The sequence below is a fragment of the Lysinibacillus sp. FSL K6-0102 genome (assembly GCF_038003545.1).
Lineage (GTDB): Bacteria > Bacillota > Bacilli > Bacillales_A > Planococcaceae > Lysinibacillus > Lysinibacillus capsici.
The window spans coordinates 2144170-2159704 of record NZ_JBBOPH010000001.1 but is presented as its reverse complement, the minus strand read 5'-3'; the positions used below and the strand labels follow the sequence as shown (position 1 = coordinate 2159704).

Here is a 15535-nt window from a genome sequence, read left to right as displayed (position 1 = left end):
GCAACAGCCAGCTACTTTAGATTCAGCGTCATCCTGTCAATAAGTAAGGAAATACCCAGAGCAAGAATCATATCGAAGTAAAATAACACTTGCTCTGGATTATCTGGCCCTATCCCAAGATGCGATCATTTGCTCAAAACAAGCCCCATCACTTTTCAGAAATGCGTAGCTTCTCAAAATTTCGCAGGAAAATTTTTTGTGCCTGTGACTCATTGTCTGGAGCAATGCCTAGCAAAATGACTGTACAGGGGCCTGCTGATTTTGCACCATCAAGAGCGCATTCCACATGTCGCTCCCCAAACAGACGGGCAAATTCTCCTTGCAGCCCCCTTGATCCGACTGGCCATACTTGCTGAACAATTTCTGACTGCCATGCCTTGAAAACAGGCAGCAACTGCGCCACATCTTCAGGCTGTGCCAACACCTCTTCACCCACAAGCGGCAGGCCATAGGTGTACCAGCTAAGCTGATCGTGGTCAAATGCTCGACGCTGCTGCTGAATTTCTCCAAGCATTGTAACAGCTAAGCCTGACTGCAATGTGGGCATATTGGATTCCGTACTCCCCGTAATGGCTGGGCATGTAAGACCTGCTTCTGTAAACACTTGCTGTATACCTTTTTCATAGCGAGACCATGCGGCATCTCCAGAAAAATTCGCAAGTAGAACTTGAATAGGTAGTGCCTGTGCAGCAAGCTGTTCTAAAAACGTTACACGGGCTGTCATGTAGGCTGTCAATTGGTCTGGTGCCGACACAACATCTTGCGGTTTTTGTCCAATGGCTGCGGCATTATCCATGGTCGCAATGAATGCCCCTACTTTCATCGCATTTCTCACTGTGCACGACCTTCCTTACGCACAAAAACCTTTGATAGGACGGGCATTACTACCGCAACAACGATTAAATTGATCACCGTTGCCATTAGAATACTACCTAAAGCACCCCAGAAAAATGCTGGACTAATAATAAAATAAAATGGTAGTGGCGCAACAATACCATTTAATACTAAGGCAACTGGCCATTTCCAAAAGTGCATGCCTTTTTTATGCATCACCCCGAAGACCCATACGACAATCAACATTTCTACCGCAATAATAATATGTAAAGGTCCTAGGGGGAATCCAGATGTTAATGCTGTAATAAAATGGCCGATTAATCCAGCAACCCCTGCTAAGATGGGGGATAGAAAGACAACACCTAAAAAGGCAGGAGCCGAATCCAGTGCAGCCGTTGAAATAAACGCTGGTACCTTAATCATTGCTCCTACTGCACAGATGGCCGCTACCATCGCCGTCAAAATCAATTTTCTTAATTTTTGTCGTTCCATTTCATTCCCTCTTTTCTGTTGAATGTCTACTTTACTTCAATGGCTCAGCTATTCCATACCAAATCCGTACAACTTGCTCCGCTTCCTTGAACAAAGCTTGGTATAGACGACCACAGGTATCGCGTAGCTGTCGGGCTTGTTTTTCCATTGGCACAACCCCACGTCCCATATCCGTCACAATAAGTGCGAGTGTACAATGGTGTTCAAGCTCTTGTAATGTGGCTAGCACCTTTTGTACGATTTGTTCATCTTCCTCCAAGTTTTGTGTCACAAGCCATTTTTCTAAGTTCTTTAGGACAAGGACATCACAGGCGGGCGCTACCTCAGGTAGTTCGCCAGCAATCATAACCATCTGTTGCGGTTCATACAAGCGCCTCACATAGTCGGTTTTGCCGTTATAGGCACCTCCGATAAAGACATGCATCTTGCTCCCTCCTCCCAAGCCTTTCTTGTAAATGTTAAAACAAATTGTTTATCATGTGGCACTTGATAAGACCAAAAGGGCTGTTCTGTTGGCGCAAAGGCAACAAGTAAGGCACGAATAACCCCACCATGAACCACTAAATAATAGCTATCCTCATTTTTCGGTAAATAATGAAATCCATCTACAACACGTTTCATAAAATCATCGAATGCCTCACCTTGTGGAGGGGGTGTACGGATTGGATCATCTATCCATGCCCGATAGTGAGCATCCATTTTTAGCTCCTCATAGGTTTTCCCTTCGAATGCACCAAAGTTCGTCTCTCGAAGGGATGCCTCTGCCTGGTAGCTAGCATTGGGAAAATAATGAGCAGCCGTTTGTCGACAGCGCTGTAGATCACTGCCATATACCTTTTTAACCAATGCATCCACAACAGCAAGCTTGGCTGTATCTGCTAATGGTGCGTCCGTCCACCCAAGGTAACGCTTTTCAAGATTCTCTTTTGTAGGCGCATGCCGAATTAAGCACACAGTAACAATGTCACCCATAGCACAACCTCCATCCCTTCAATGGAGGCACCCAGTAAATCGCCAGATACTCCACCAAAATTACGCAACGTAAATTGTCGAAAAATAAAAAGTGCAATGGCTAAAACGACGACTAGGACAACAGGAAGAAGTAAGAACTGCGTGCTGATAAAAACAACCGTCATCGCCAATACGAGCGATAACAGCATGATCACTTTTAATCGATTAGCATTCATATGAGACTTAAAAAAATAAGCAAGACCTTTTTCCTTTGAGCAATGGAGTGACATAAAATAAAAGCTCATGCCCACCCTTGTTAGAAATGGAATGAATATCACCATCCACAAGTCGAACTTCTGCTGCACTAAAAGCTCATGTAGAATAACAAATTTCCCCATTAATAAAAACACCACAGCCAATACTCCGAACGCTCCCACACGGGGGTCATCTAAAATCTCCAATCGTTTTTCTCGATCTCGATAGGAAAAATAGGCATCGCCCATATCAATAAAGCCGTCTAAGTGCAAACCACCTGTCCATAAAGCAAATAGCCCTATCACAGTGAAAGCTAGCATCACTTCACTGCTGGCTGTCCACTGCATAAGACTATAAAGCACAGCTGCCACCGTTGTTCCCATTAAAGCACCTATCCACGGTAAGCAAGCAAACATGCCTGTGATGGTGGACCTTGTTAGCGGAAGCTCTTTATGTACTGGCAATACCGTAAAAAATTGAAATGCCAGTAGGAGGCTATGCCAAAAATTTTTCATCCTCTTGCCTTCCTTCTTGATTATTTCCATCTCTTTACAATGCCATAGTTCATTTCATAGACCTCCTGTGCCATAGAAACCAACCATTGATGGAACTGTCCGAGCGTTCGTCGGTATAATTCTACTTCATCACTAGCATAAGGAGGTTCATCAAAAAGTTCATTGGATACCACAAAAAAAGTCAAATCCTTCTTCAGTAGTGATTGGATCGCCTGCTTGACGGCCTGTAGCTTCTTAGCTAAACAACCAGGCTGTTGTAAACAGGGTGTCCCCTTGTCATAGCCTTCGTAAAAAGCATTGGTCAGCCAAGTTGTCACGCAATCCCACAGCACCACATCTCCATCCTGAAGTGTCTCAAATACTTCAGAAATTGCATAGGGAGCCTCCACCGTCAGCCATTGTACAGGCTGTGCCTGGCGATCTGCCTGATGCCGTAAGATTCTTTTTTCCATTTCATGATCTAAGGCAATACCCGAAGCCAAATAGAGCAAGCGTTTCGCTGTACATGCCTGTGCCTCATAATGCTGAAGCGCTGCTTGCTCTGCAAAATGGGATTTACCACTACGTACACCACCTGTAATAAAAATAAGCGGCATGTAGGACACCTCCTATTGTAAATGATGTAGATTACCAATATCCTTCACAAGCCATTGTTGACCTTGCCGTTCAATCACTGTCACACTTGTCCCATGAATGTATGGAGCTGCCCACAGCTCACTAATGCTGCGCTGTAAAATAGCATTGATAATGCATTTAATCGTTACAGCGTGGGAGACAATGAGGATCGTTTCATTGTGATGTTGGGCTGCTATTTTTTTTAATGTAAACATCGCTCTTTCTGTTACAGCTCCAAAGCTTTCTGTATGACTCGCCACAAACTGCGCAGGGTAGTTCGTATATAGCTCATAATCAAGCTTATGTGTCGCCAGTATATCGTCGATTGTCTGCCCCTGCCATTTCCCTAAATAGATCTCCCGTAAATCATCTTCATAGGCAATAGGCAGCTTGCGATTGGCCATCAAAATAGCCATCGTCTCTCTTGCACGACCACTTGAACTACAATAAGCAGCGGTAAAAGGAATCTGTTGCAGTTGCTTGTGAAGTTTTTCAGCCGCTGCTCTACCGTATTCCGTTAATGGAGAATCCAGCCACCCCTGTAGTCGATGCTCCTGATTCCATTGTGTTTCCCCATGTCTTACTAGATAAAAAGTTGTCACTTTTCTCTCCCCTTATTTAGGTTAAACCACGTTTGTAGACAATTATGTAAAGATGTCATGGCTGCAATGTCTTTTATGCCAATACGGAACCACTCACCCTGCAAGCCTTGAAAGTTTTTTGTGTGACGCAGCACAACACCCTGTGCAAGACAATAGGTGAAAAAGGCGTCTGCTTGCTGTGTTTTCGGTAAGGAGAAGCACACATAATTCGTTACACTATTCGTTACTTGGCAGCCATTGTCCTGTAAGTAACGATGCAGCCATTCCCTTTGCGCAGCGGCATAGGTAATTGCCTGCTGACAATAGTGCTGTTCGTCTAAACAGCTTGCCCCAATTACAAGCGCAAAGGCATTTAAATTCCAATGCGGTAGCATTTCTTTTAAGGCGCTCACAATTGTAGCATGCGCAACCAAATACCCAAGTCGTAAACCTGGAATCGCATACATTTTAGTCATCGAACGAACGACAATAACATGTGGGTTTTGTGCACTAAATTGAATCAGCGAATGCGCCTCATCTACCCAATCCATAAATGCCTCATCGATAACAAGCTCACAGTTAACGATTGCTCCGTGTGCGATTAAGGCGAGTAAATCTTCCTTATTTGGCAGTACGCCAGTCGGATTATTAGGTGTACAAAGATATACAGCATCTGCCGTCAACATTTCCTGCTGTAGCTGCTCTAATGGCAATGTGTAATTGATAAAATCTGTCACGACAATAGGAACGATCGTAGCACCTGCAGCACGCAATGTTCGCTCATACTCTGAAAAAGTTGGATGCACAATGATAACACGCTTATTGGCATAGCGTCTTGCTAGTACACTAAAAAGCTCTGAAGCCCCATTGCCTAGTAAAATCGTATTCTTTGCTACTTGATGAAAAGCAGCGATCTTCGTTAAAAAAGGCTCCCCATCTGGATCTGGATAGCGCTGAATTAGTGGATAAAAAGTACGCCAACGTGCCTCCACAAAGGCTGGTGGTCCTGCCGCATTGACATTTTCGCTGAAATCATACACCACCTCAGGCATCGTTAAGCCTAATTGCTGATAAACATTTTGCGGATTTGCTCCGTGATTAGGTAACCGCATAAATTAACACCTCCACTGCTAACATAACAAGCGCAAACAGCACTGTGGCAATACGCATATGAATAATGGACGTTGCAATATGCTCTTTCGTTAATGGCACTAATTTTTCTCCCATAATTGCTCGATGAGAAACAACGCCCTGATACGTATTTTTTCCTCCTAGCTGTACACCAAGCTGCACTGCAGTCGCTGCCTCTAAATAGCCACTATTTGGACTAGGATGTTTCTTAGCGTCCTGTACCCAACGCTTTAAGCGCTTGCCAAGCGAACGATCTGTTTCATTTTTCGTACAAAGCACGATCAGTAAGCCTGTAATGCGACTTGGAATAAAATTCAGGACATCATCAAGCTTGGCTGAAAACATACCAAAGTCTTTATATTTTTCATTTTTATAGCCCACCATCGAATCTAAGGTATTGACAGCCTTATAGCCCCATAAACCAATTGCCCCAAATAGAAAGGCATAAAAGAGTGGAGCTGTCACACCATCACTTGTATTCTCAGAAACCGTTTCTACCACACCACGCACAATTTCATCCTCACCTAGTTTATCGGTATCACGTCCGACAATCCAAGACAGCTTAACACGTGCTTCGGCAAAATCCCCTTTGACAAGCGGCTCATAGACAGCCATCGCCGCCTCCTTCAAGCTCCGCTGTGCCAGTCCGATACCAATCAGCAGACCCTCTACAAGGATGCCAAAAATGATACTCACCTGATAGCTTAGTAATAGAATTAGCGTCACCACAAACATGGTCGTGCCAACAACAGCAAGTGCCATCACTGTCCCACGTAGCTTGCGCCATTTGCCCTTATTCCATAAAGCTGTTTGCGATTGAATCAAGTGTCCAATCCAGCGTACAGGATGAGGAAGCTTCGGAGGGTCCCCTACTACTAAATCAAAAATAAGCCCTATGATGCAGGCAATCACGATAGCAATCATTTAGACCTCTCCTCTTTATCTTTTTTGTATTTTCTAACCGCCTCACACATCGTTTCATAAACACCATAGCCAATGATCTTGCCAAGCATGGTGATGGGACCTGCATATTGATGGAAGTCCCCTACTTCTGTCGAGGCAATAAGCAAGCTATCAGTAGATGTACCTGTAGCTAGCGTGCCTGTCGTAGGATCCGTAACACCTTCATCTACTAAAGCCTTGACCTTGGCTTCCGTAGTTGAAATCATTGCCTGAAAAAGTGCCTCATCAGACAGCTTGCCATTGATCAGCACCCAAGTATTAATGGTGCCTGCATGGTACTGCTCCTCTCGTTGAAAAGCACGGGTAATATCCACCGCATTGCCAAGCCCTGCGGTAATCATAATGACAAGGTGGATTCCCTCATATGTAAAGTCACGAATAGTCGCAAACTTGGCTTGGACAGCCGTCATCATAGCCACTGTATTGTCATGCGGGAAATGCTGTGCCTGCAAAAACTGCAGCAATTCCTGATGTGGCTGTCGTTCATCATAGGTAATAGGCACCGTTCGATTCATCAGATGCGTATAATGACCGAAGCCTGGGTTATGCATGGCTGAGGATACAACCTTCATGGCTGAAGCTGTTTGAAGGGCAACATAATCGTCAAAAATATGAATGCAATCCTTAGTAAGTATAGGCAATCAATCGCCTCCTCGCGATAAAGTTATGACGGAACATAAAAAAACAAATTCTTACAAAGAAGAATTTGTACGGTCGATTCTTTATTAAAATTTGAACCTTCTGAACATTTGTACAGAATAACAACTTCATAATACTCAAATTATTTATTTTCTTTGAAATTGTATCATAACTTTGGCTATTGTCACAATTCCATTTTCAAAGTGTTATTGCTGCTTTTGTTTGAGATTCTTAAAGCGGATGACAGAGCCGACGATAATAAAGACCCACCCAATGCCTATGTAAACAATTTTTATTGTTTTTGTCGATGACGGTAAAATATCCATAATCGTTAAACAGACAAAAAGTATCCCGATGATTGAAAAAAGCATACCGATTGTTAAATTCTTCACGAATAACCCTCCCAACTATGTACGCCCTCGATTTTACCGTATTCTCGGCAAAAAGAAAACACTAATCCAAGCAAGAAACACTTGGATTAGTGACGATTGTGTCATTATGCTTTTGCATGGGCAAAAAACTCTTCATATAACGCTTGTAAAATGCGGTTTTCATATTCCTGAAGGACACCAAACACGAGGCTCACTTCAGAAGAACCTTGATTGATCATTTCAATATTTGCGCCAGTTTTTGAAATCGCTGTGGCAGCACGGGCAGCTAATCCTGTGTTATGACGCATCCCTTCGCCCACAATCACGATCATGGAAAAACCGTGACGCATTTCTACATACTCTGCATGTAGCTCTTCTTTCACACGACTAAGAATGCGTGCTTCATTTTCTGGTGTTAGTTGATTCGAACGCATGATGACAGAAATATCGTCTAAACCAGATGGTGTGTGTTCATAAGAAATATTTTCATCTTCTAAAATTTGGAGTAGCTTACGTCCAAAGCCTACCTCACGATTCATCAAATATTTAGAGACATATAAAGTTGAAAAGCCACTGTCTGCCGAAATACCTGTAACTGGACGACCTGTTGCAGGACGGCTTGGTACAATACGTGTACCTGGGGCTGATGGATTATTTGTATTTTTTATGTTAACGGGCACCCCAATCTTGTAGACAGGCATTAACGCTTCATCATGGAACACTGAAAAGCCTGCATATGATAATTCGCGCATTTCGCGATACGTAATTTCTTTAATTTCCACTGGATCGTTGACGACTTTCGGATTTGCGGAGAACACACAATCCACATCCGTAAAGTTTTCATACAGCTCCGCTTCAACGGCTGCTGCTAAAATAGAGCCTGTAATATCAGAGCCACCGCGGTCAAATGTTCGCAATACGCCCGCTTTAGTGTAACCGAAGAACCCTGGGAACACAATAATTTCTTTTGTGTCTTTTAAAGGGGCTAAATTAGCATACGCTTCAGGTAATGCAAAGGTTCTTTCTGGTAAATCATTGACCACTAAACCTTCTTTAGGACTGACATAGCGTGCGGGCATACCAATGGCATTAAAGTAAGCTGCAATAAGCTTGGCGTTATTATCTTCACCTGCTGCTTTAATACTATCGATGAATAATTCCACATTTGTTTTGTCACCTTGTACACGTTCACGTAAATCTTCTGCGATTACGTCACAAATGGCATTATCTAGCCCCAAACCATCAGCAATCGCTCTAAAACGATCCACAACAGTTTGCAATTTTTCCTCTGTATTCTCTTGTAGTAACGCTGCATTTGCTAATTGTATTAATAGGTCAGTTACTTTTATATCGTCACCAGAACGTTTCCCTGGTGCTGAAACGGCAACAATCTTACGCGCCGGATTAGATTTTACAATGTTTGCTACTTTTTGTATTTGTTCTGCACTTGCTACAGATGTTCCACCAAATTTACACACGATCATATCTATCAAATCCTAACTTTTTCAAATTAATTGTATTCCTCCACAAAACAATTGACTGTACACAGTGTACAAATTATCGTTTCCTACGTCAATACAATTTAAAAAATTCACGCAATTTTTCGAGAAATATGGACAATTTTCGTACTGTTTGATTTATTATACGGATTTCACATGAAATAGTTAAGGTTTTTGTGAATTTTTTTTCGTGACGTTGACATAATCGTGAAATTTTCGATTTTGACTTTCTTCTATATAAATGAAGAAAACGCTTACTCCATTTATGATATGCACAAATATCCACTATGTCTGTGCTATTTTTGTATGTATCGTTGATTCCTTCAGCAAGGCTTTTTCTTTTATTTATGAGGTTTTTCGCTCGTTCCTGAGGCCTTTATGGAGTGACTGTGGATATAAAAAACTAGGCTCACGTCGAGTGATGCCTAGTTTTGATTTTGCTATTGGATTAAATGGCTGTCCAGCCGCCATCGATTACGAGCTCTGCGCCTGTCATAAAGCGGGATTCGTCTGACGCTAAGAACACTACGCCATAAGCTACATCTTCAGGTTCACCGAAGTATGGTAATTGCGTGTAAGCTTGATAGTATGGCAATGCACCGCCCTCTTCCATCGTAGGCGCTGTCATTGGTGTTACAATAATGCCTGGATGAACAGAATTCACACGAATTTTATCTTTACCATATTCAATCGCAGCCGATTTAGAAAGCACACGAAGCGCTCCTTTTGCTGCTGTATAAGGGCTTGTACCAGCCATTCCCACGATTCCACCGATCGAAGAAATATTGATAATTGAACCACCGCCAGCTTTTTGCATTTCAGGAATCACATATTTCATGCCAATGATACAACCATTCAGGTTAATATCCATAATTTTATTCCATTCAGCCATTTCCATGTTGGCAATTGTTTTAGGTGATGAAACGCCCGCATTGTTGACGAGGATATCCACTTTGCCATATGCCTTTACAGCCTCGGCAATCACTGCTTTCCACTCATCCTCAGAAGTAACATTATGTTGAAGACCAATAATGTCCCCACCATTTTCTTTAATTTCTTTTACTAAATTATTCAAGGGCTCGATTTGTACATCTGTTGCAATGACCTTTGCGCCTTCTTGTGCAAATAGTTTTGCCTCAGAAGCGCCCATTCCCATTGCTGCTCCTGTAATAATTGCTACTTTCCCATTTAAACGACCCATCATAAAACTCCCTTTCTTCTATATAAATGAACAATTCGTGAACACGTTAACAACTAGTTGTATTATCGACACGGTGTCGTTAATATAATTATAACGCGCAATTGAAAAAGGGCAAACAACACCAAAGCCCATAATGATGCTTTCACAACACTTGCAATCGGACTGTTGTTTAAATAGAAAATTTAATACAAGGAGCTTCAAAATGTCGAAAAAAATGGACCCTCGCGTCATCAGAACGCGCCAATTATTAAGAGATGCACTAGTGGCATTAATTGATGAACAAGGCTATGAAAAGATCACGGTACAAGATATTACACAACGAGCTACATTAAACCGTGCCACTTTTTATTTACATTACCGTGATAAATTAGACCTTCTCTATCAAAGCTCAGAAGAAGCCTTGCATGAGCTTGTAAGTAGTATCCATCCACCCTTCGAAGAGAAGAAGGATTTTGATTTATTACCAAATTATGACCAGCCACATGAGACATTTATGCATTTATTTGAACAAATAGCGCTGAATAGTAAGCTATACAAGGTCTATCTCACAGAAAAAAATATCCCTTATTTCTCCGATGGTCTTAAAGACATTATTATCAATTTTGTCTCGAGCGGCATTCAAATGATGGAGCCTGACGACCAAAAGCTGACCGTGCCGCGCGAAATGGCCGTCCGTTTTTATGCAGCCGCCTTTCTTGAAGTAATCGTCTGGTGGTTAGAAAATGATATGCCCTATACCCCCAAATTTATGGCGACCCAGTTAATGCGTATTACCATTAAAGGCCCTTATATTGACAACCCTTTTGAAAGATAAAGCAGAACACCAAATTTCAATTAACAACAAAAGGTAATCACAACGCAAATGTGATTACCTTTCTCTATTTGTCTCGAAAGTTATACGATTTTCATGTTTAATTCTCTAGTAGGGTTATAGAATTGTAACCATTTCTCCGCTTCACTGACCATCCACGTTCCAAATTCATTTAAAAATAATAACAAAACGTTCGTATCGATTATGGGTGTTATTGCATATTCAAGTGCCCTTCTCATGTCGCTTTCCTTGTAAGGGAAATATTCTGAGAACCGTTTGTAGACGGGGTATAAATCCCTTGTATAGGTGTTTTCCTTCATTATGACAAGTGCAAGTCCTGCTCTTACTATAATTTTCATAATCCACTTACAACAATCTTTAATATCCTCTCTATCCGAATTATCTTGAAGATCATCACAGGCATTTTTTATTTGCCCCTGCAAATGAATAAGGTGGTCATTCGCTAAAGCCTCGTTCGCTTTATATCTTGATAATCGAGGTATTAAATCCTCTCCAAAGACACATATACTATGGGTTTGGAGGATGAAACTAATGATTGAAAAAGATGTCGTATTTAAAACATCTTCTTTGCCGAATACACTTAGCTCAATCCCATCTACACAATCATGGTTTTGAGTTAACGCTTGCTCTACTTCTTTTATCCGCTTTACCTGCTGTTTTTTAGGCTTATGCTTCGTAACCGCTATGGTGTCTAAGTTAGCTACTCCTTCAATACCTATACCCTTTGGAATCGATCCCCTTATATAAATGCTATGTAAGTCATCTTGGAGAAGGGTGCGATAGGTATGAACCACATCGTTGATGACAGCAAGAAAAATAGGGTTGATTTTATTCCAATCTGCTTGATTAATAATGTATCCATCACTATCTGTCAGACATAAGCTGCCAATTTCTTTTATAGTCGTCATTACATCTCTCCTTTTAGGTGACTGATTTACTTAAAAATAGGATAGCATGTCCAATACAAACACACTATCCTACTTTCATGTTGGAAGTCCTTTGAAACTATCAGCATTTACTTTTCTTTAAATTCAAATTCAATTTTTCCTTCTACCAAACGTAGGGCTGCATTAAATTGTTTGCCATTCTTTGATTTAAAGCCCTTCATCATAGCAGTTTTCCCACTCTTACATAAATCATGGATGTTTTTTTCCGTTAGTTTTTTTCCTAATAGCCTTTGTGGGAACGTTTGCTTACAACCATTTTTATAATTCGAACATCCGTAAAAGCTTTTACGCAAGCCTATTTTCCCTTCCTTGCATGCTGGGCACATGGCAATATCTTTGACCACAGCTGGTTTAAACTGCTCTGCTTCAATTGTCAGTGACTCTAACTGTTTAGGCACCTCTGCTATTAATTGATGAATAAACTTGCCTATGCTCTCAATAAAATGCTTGGCAGAGCCTTCCCCATGGCCAATTTTATGTAAGTAAATTTCCCATTTGGCCGTCATGGAAGGACTTGACAGTAATGTTCCTTCAATTGCCTGACATAAAAGCTGTCCTTTCGGTGTAATGCTCACGATATTTTTTCGTACTTCAATAAATCCATGCTTCTTAATCGTCTCGATAATGCCACTTCGAGTTGCTTCCGTCCCAATCCCTTCAATCGATTTCAGCACCTCGATTTCCTCTTCATCCTCAACCGATTTACCACAGGTTTTCATCATCGTAATGAGTTGACCTTCTGTATAGGGCTTCGGAGGTGTTGTCGTGCCTTCTAGTATAGCAATCTTACTTTGTACCAGCTCATCTTGGAAGACAACAGGTAAAGACTCCTCACGCGCCTGCACCTCTGTCTCATTTGAAAATAATTCTTTCCAGCCTTTGACAAGCTCTGTTTTCCCTACTGTTTTAAACTCTACATTTTTGACATTCGTGATAATCGTTTTTTCATCGTATTCATAATCCTGATGAAACATAGCGAGTGTCGTATTGAGGATTTCAAAATAAATATTTCGTTCATCAGCATTCATGGATTGCAACGCTTTGGCGGTCGGTATTTTTTTCGTTGGAATTATCGCATAGTGCTCCCCAACATTGACACTGTCGACATAGCGCTTGTTCTTCCCTCTATTGATTGGTTGAAATGCTTTTCCCACGAGCTGCTGATAGTTTCCTAATGATTCATTTAAATAAGCAAACTCATTATGTGTAATGAGCTGTGAATCGGTACGTGGGTAAGAAACGAGCTTTTTCTCATAAAGTGATTGCGTAAGTTTCAACACATGTGATGGACTGTATTTCCAACGTTTATTGGCAGCCGCTTGTAAAGTTGATAGCGCATGTAGTTTAGGTGGTGCCATCCGCTTCGTTTTGTTCGTGACACTTGTAATGAGACCTGTATCATTCGGTTCAATCCCATGCTGTTGCAATAACTGCACTGCCTCAGCCCGCTCTTTTGTCTTTAGCTTCGCCTTCCCTTTATATACACCATGTTGAGCTTTAAATACCCCTTCGATTTCATAAAATTTTTCAGGCTTGAACTGTTCAATTTCCTGCTGTCTTTTATAAATTAAATAGACGGTTGGCGATTGTACTCGTCCGATGGAGATACTGCCCTTGAAGCCCTTTTTCTGCAACAGTAGCGTATAGAGGCGACTACAGTTCATACCCACTAGCCAATCGCTAATTTGACGCGTTTTAGCTTCTTGGTACATAAGCAAATCACGCTCATTACCTTGCATATGATTAAAACCTTTTCGGATTTCCTCCACTTCTAATGAATTGATCCATAATCGTTTAACTGGCTTATTTACTTTTGTCATTTTCAAAAGGGAGTAGAAGATATTTGAACCCTCACGTTCACTATCACAGCAGTTATAAATCATTGTTACTTGGGGATCACTAAAGATTTTTTTGACTGCATTGAATTGTGGATACATTTTAGAGACCACTTTATCTTCAAATTTTTGCGGAATGATCGGTAATGAAGCAAGCGACCACTTCTCCCATTCCTTCTGATATTCTTTCGGCTCCTTTAATTCAACAAGATGACCAACCGCCCAGGTAATAACTGCACCATGAGGAAAAGTAGCACAAGGTTCCAGTTCAATAAAGGTTTTCTCTTTTTGCTTCACTTTAAAGGCGTCTGCATATGCTCTTGCTTGAGATGGTTTCTCTGCTAATATAGCAATTTTCCCCATTTATCATCACATCTTCTTTACAATATTTTAGTAGCTTTTCTATAAAAACATAAAACTCAACTAATCAGATTAGTTGAGTTGATGGTGAAATACCTTACTACTATTTTACTTTAAACCATATAAAATAGCACTTACTAAAATCTTTGACCTCTTAAGCAAATTATAAAGAAGCAAAAATTTTCTTTACCCATTCAAGATACGCTCGCATATAGTATTCCTGCTTAAAGCCATGATTCTGGTCCTCTGCTACTATCACAGTCACATCCGCGTCTGCGTTTCGTGCAGATTGGATATACTCCTGTGGACCTTTTACCCCGATTGCTAAATCCTTTGTCCCATAAGCTATAAACTGAGGTATATGAGCTGTTCTGAAATGCGTAGATAAATCTGTCTGCTGCAAGAGCTCTTCACGTTTTTCTGGATTTCTGACATCTTCATCATTAAAAGAAGCAAAGAGCATGGGCACATTATAGCGATACGTCAATGCAGGGTAAATCATAGCAGCAGATGCTACTTGATCATCAACAGCATCAATGGCATCAGGCTGATAACTAGCAGGAAACAGATTTTCTCCCTGAATAAGGTTAATAAAGCTACCCGTTTGATAGCCTCCAGCACTAAAACCTATTAAACCAATTCGATCTGGATGGAGACCATAATCATTGGCATGATAACGTAGAAATCGGACGGCACGCTGAACATCTAGCTGTGGAATAGGCCACTCATAGGGATTGGAACGATAGTGGAGAACGAATGCATTAATACCTGCTTTATTTAATGATGCAGCTACTTCCTTTCCTTCCGCTGTTCCTCCATCCATTTCCTTAAAGCCATAACCACCACCTGGCATAATAATGACGGCACTGTAACTGTTCGCTACCGTATATGGAATCAGATAGGGCTCATCTTCATAGGTTGATTTTTCATAGCCCCCTTCAATTTCATAGACATAGGTAAAGGTATCAATGGCCGCTTCATTGTCTTTATAGTCTTCTCCCACAATGCCAGTGGAAAATTTGAATGTCGCCAAAAGTCTGTTAGGATTGCCCTTAATATTCATATCGTCAAGTTTACTTCCCGAATGATTACCTGCCACTTCTTCTCCCCATATCTCCACCTTGTCTTCAATATCCGCAACTGGCTTGCCTGGTTTATTTCCTAACGGATTAATCACAAGAATAGCGTATCCAACCCCCATAAACAAAGTCAGTATAACTAGAAGGATTCCTGCCATCTTGGCTATTTTCTTCACTACCCTCATCATCATAACCTCCATTAAATTTACTTATGTATCGTTTACTATTTATTATCTCGGGTAAAGGATTATTAACCTTTAGCTCATTCTTTAGCAAATAACGATTGAAGATCTTGTATAGCATCATTACAAAGTTTTTATTCTTTCATTTTCTAAAGGATTAAAATGACCCTTTAGAGGAAGCATGACGCATTCCTTACTAAAGAAATTTCTGAAGACCACAAATTTTTTAAAAACTGCATACGTACCTTGTAAT

17 protein-coding genes are annotated in these 15535 nt (G+C 41.1%); 1 reads left to right on the top strand and 16 read right to left on the bottom strand.

Annotated elements, in window-relative coordinates; all coding sequences use genetic code 11:
- Positions 1–148: 148 nt before the first annotated feature.
- The 13 genes from NYE73_RS10790 to NYE73_RS10730 all read right to left on the bottom strand — a co-directional run bounded on the left by NYE73_RS10790 (position 149) and on the right by NYE73_RS10730 (position 10047).
- On the bottom strand, positions 149–835 hold the full coding sequence (locus NYE73_RS10790; protein WP_066038515.1) for a hypothetical protein: 687 nt from the start codon (positions 833–835) through the stop codon (positions 149–151).
- The gene (locus NYE73_RS10785; RefSeq protein ID WP_259949033.1) at positions 832–1326 is read right to left on the bottom strand and encodes an ECF transporter S component; all 495 of its coding nucleotides are present in this window, start codon (positions 1324–1326) and stop codon (positions 832–834) included. The genes NYE73_RS10790 and NYE73_RS10785 overlap by 4 nt, the downstream gene beginning before the upstream one ends.
- Positions 1327–1357: 31 nt before the next feature.
- On the bottom strand, positions 1358–1750 hold the full coding sequence (locus tag NYE73_RS10780) for a bifunctional adenosylcobinamide kinase/adenosylcobinamide-phosphate guanylyltransferase (protein WP_048390638.1): 393 nt from the start codon (positions 1748–1750) through the stop codon (positions 1358–1360).
- On the bottom strand, positions 1702–2298 hold the full coding sequence (locus NYE73_RS10775; protein ID WP_048390636.1) for a histidine phosphatase family protein: 597 nt from the start codon (positions 2296–2298) through the stop codon (positions 1702–1704). Before NYE73_RS10775 ends, NYE73_RS10780 begins: the two co-directional genes overlap by 49 nt.
- Positions 2271–3047: an adenosylcobinamide-GDP ribazoletransferase gene (gene cobS / locus NYE73_RS10770; RefSeq protein ID WP_054548802.1), complete on the bottom strand. Its 777-nt coding sequence runs from the start codon at positions 3045–3047 to the stop codon at positions 2271–2273. Before cobS ends, NYE73_RS10775 begins: the two co-directional genes overlap by 28 nt.
- 20 nt (positions 3048–3067) lie before the next feature.
- On the bottom strand, positions 3068–3643 hold the full coding sequence (locus NYE73_RS10765) for a bifunctional adenosylcobinamide kinase/adenosylcobinamide-phosphate guanylyltransferase (RefSeq protein WP_259949032.1): 576 nt from the start codon (positions 3641–3643) through the stop codon (positions 3068–3070).
- Between the two features lie 12 nt (positions 3644–3655).
- Entirely contained in the window at positions 3656–4264 is a 609-nt protein-coding gene (locus tag NYE73_RS10760) for a histidine phosphatase family protein (RefSeq protein WP_259949030.1), read from the bottom strand.
- Positions 4261–5355, bottom strand: coding sequence for a pyridoxal phosphate-dependent aminotransferase (locus tag NYE73_RS10755; RefSeq protein ID WP_259949028.1), 1095 nt, complete (start codon positions 5353–5355; stop codon positions 4261–4263). The genes NYE73_RS10760 and NYE73_RS10755 overlap by 4 nt, the downstream gene beginning before the upstream one ends.
- Positions 5342–6298 carry an adenosylcobinamide-phosphate synthase CbiB gene (gene cbiB, locus NYE73_RS10750; RefSeq protein ID WP_259949026.1) on the bottom strand — a complete coding sequence of 319 codons (957 nt, stop codon included), beginning with the start codon at positions 6296–6298 and terminating at the stop codon, positions 5342–5344. The genes NYE73_RS10755 and cbiB overlap by 14 nt, the downstream gene beginning before the upstream one ends.
- Positions 6295–6978 carry an adenosylcobinamide amidohydrolase gene (locus NYE73_RS10745; protein WP_259949024.1) on the bottom strand — a complete coding sequence of 228 codons (684 nt, stop codon included), beginning with the start codon at positions 6976–6978 and terminating at the stop codon, positions 6295–6297. Before NYE73_RS10745 ends, cbiB begins: the two co-directional genes overlap by 4 nt.
- Positions 6979–7182: 204 nt before the next feature.
- Positions 7183–7368 carry a hypothetical protein gene (locus NYE73_RS10740; protein ID WP_259949022.1) on the bottom strand — a complete coding sequence of 62 codons (186 nt, stop codon included), beginning with the start codon at positions 7366–7368 and terminating at the stop codon, positions 7183–7185.
- 104 nt (positions 7369–7472) lie between these two features.
- Complete coding sequence (locus tag NYE73_RS10735; protein WP_048390622.1) at positions 7473–8831, bottom strand: aspartate kinase; 1359 nt, start codon at positions 8829–8831, stop codon at positions 7473–7475.
- A gap of 463 nt (positions 8832–9294) precedes the next feature.
- On the bottom strand, positions 9295–10047 hold the full coding sequence (locus tag NYE73_RS10730) for a glucose 1-dehydrogenase (RefSeq protein WP_004228793.1): 753 nt from the start codon (positions 10045–10047) through the stop codon (positions 9295–9297).
- Positions 10048–10249: 202 nt separating this feature from the next.
- On the opposite strand from NYE73_RS10730, the gene NYE73_RS10725 reads away from it, so the two are divergent.
- Positions 10250–10861, top strand: a complete 612-nt coding sequence (locus tag NYE73_RS10725) for a TetR/AcrR family transcriptional regulator (protein ID WP_009371039.1) — start codon at positions 10250–10252, stop codon at positions 10859–10861.
- Between the two features lie 80 nt (positions 10862–10941).
- On the opposite strand, the gene NYE73_RS10720 is transcribed toward NYE73_RS10725, so the two are convergent.
- The 3 genes from NYE73_RS10720 to NYE73_RS10710 form a co-directional block, all read right to left on the bottom strand.
- A complete protein-coding gene (locus NYE73_RS10720; RefSeq protein WP_259949017.1) occupies positions 10942–11787 on the bottom strand; it encodes a nucleotidyltransferase in 846 nt (281 codons plus the stop codon).
- 107 nt (positions 11788–11894) lie between these two features.
- Complete coding sequence (topB, locus tag NYE73_RS10715; RefSeq protein ID WP_259949014.1) at positions 11895–14024, bottom strand: type IA DNA topoisomerase; 2130 nt, start codon at positions 14022–14024, stop codon at positions 11895–11897.
- Between the two features lie 160 nt (positions 14025–14184).
- Positions 14185–15285: an alpha/beta hydrolase gene (locus NYE73_RS10710; RefSeq protein ID WP_131519915.1), complete on the bottom strand. Its 1101-nt coding sequence runs from the start codon at positions 15283–15285 to the stop codon at positions 14185–14187.
- Positions 15286–15535: the final 250 nt, after the last annotated feature.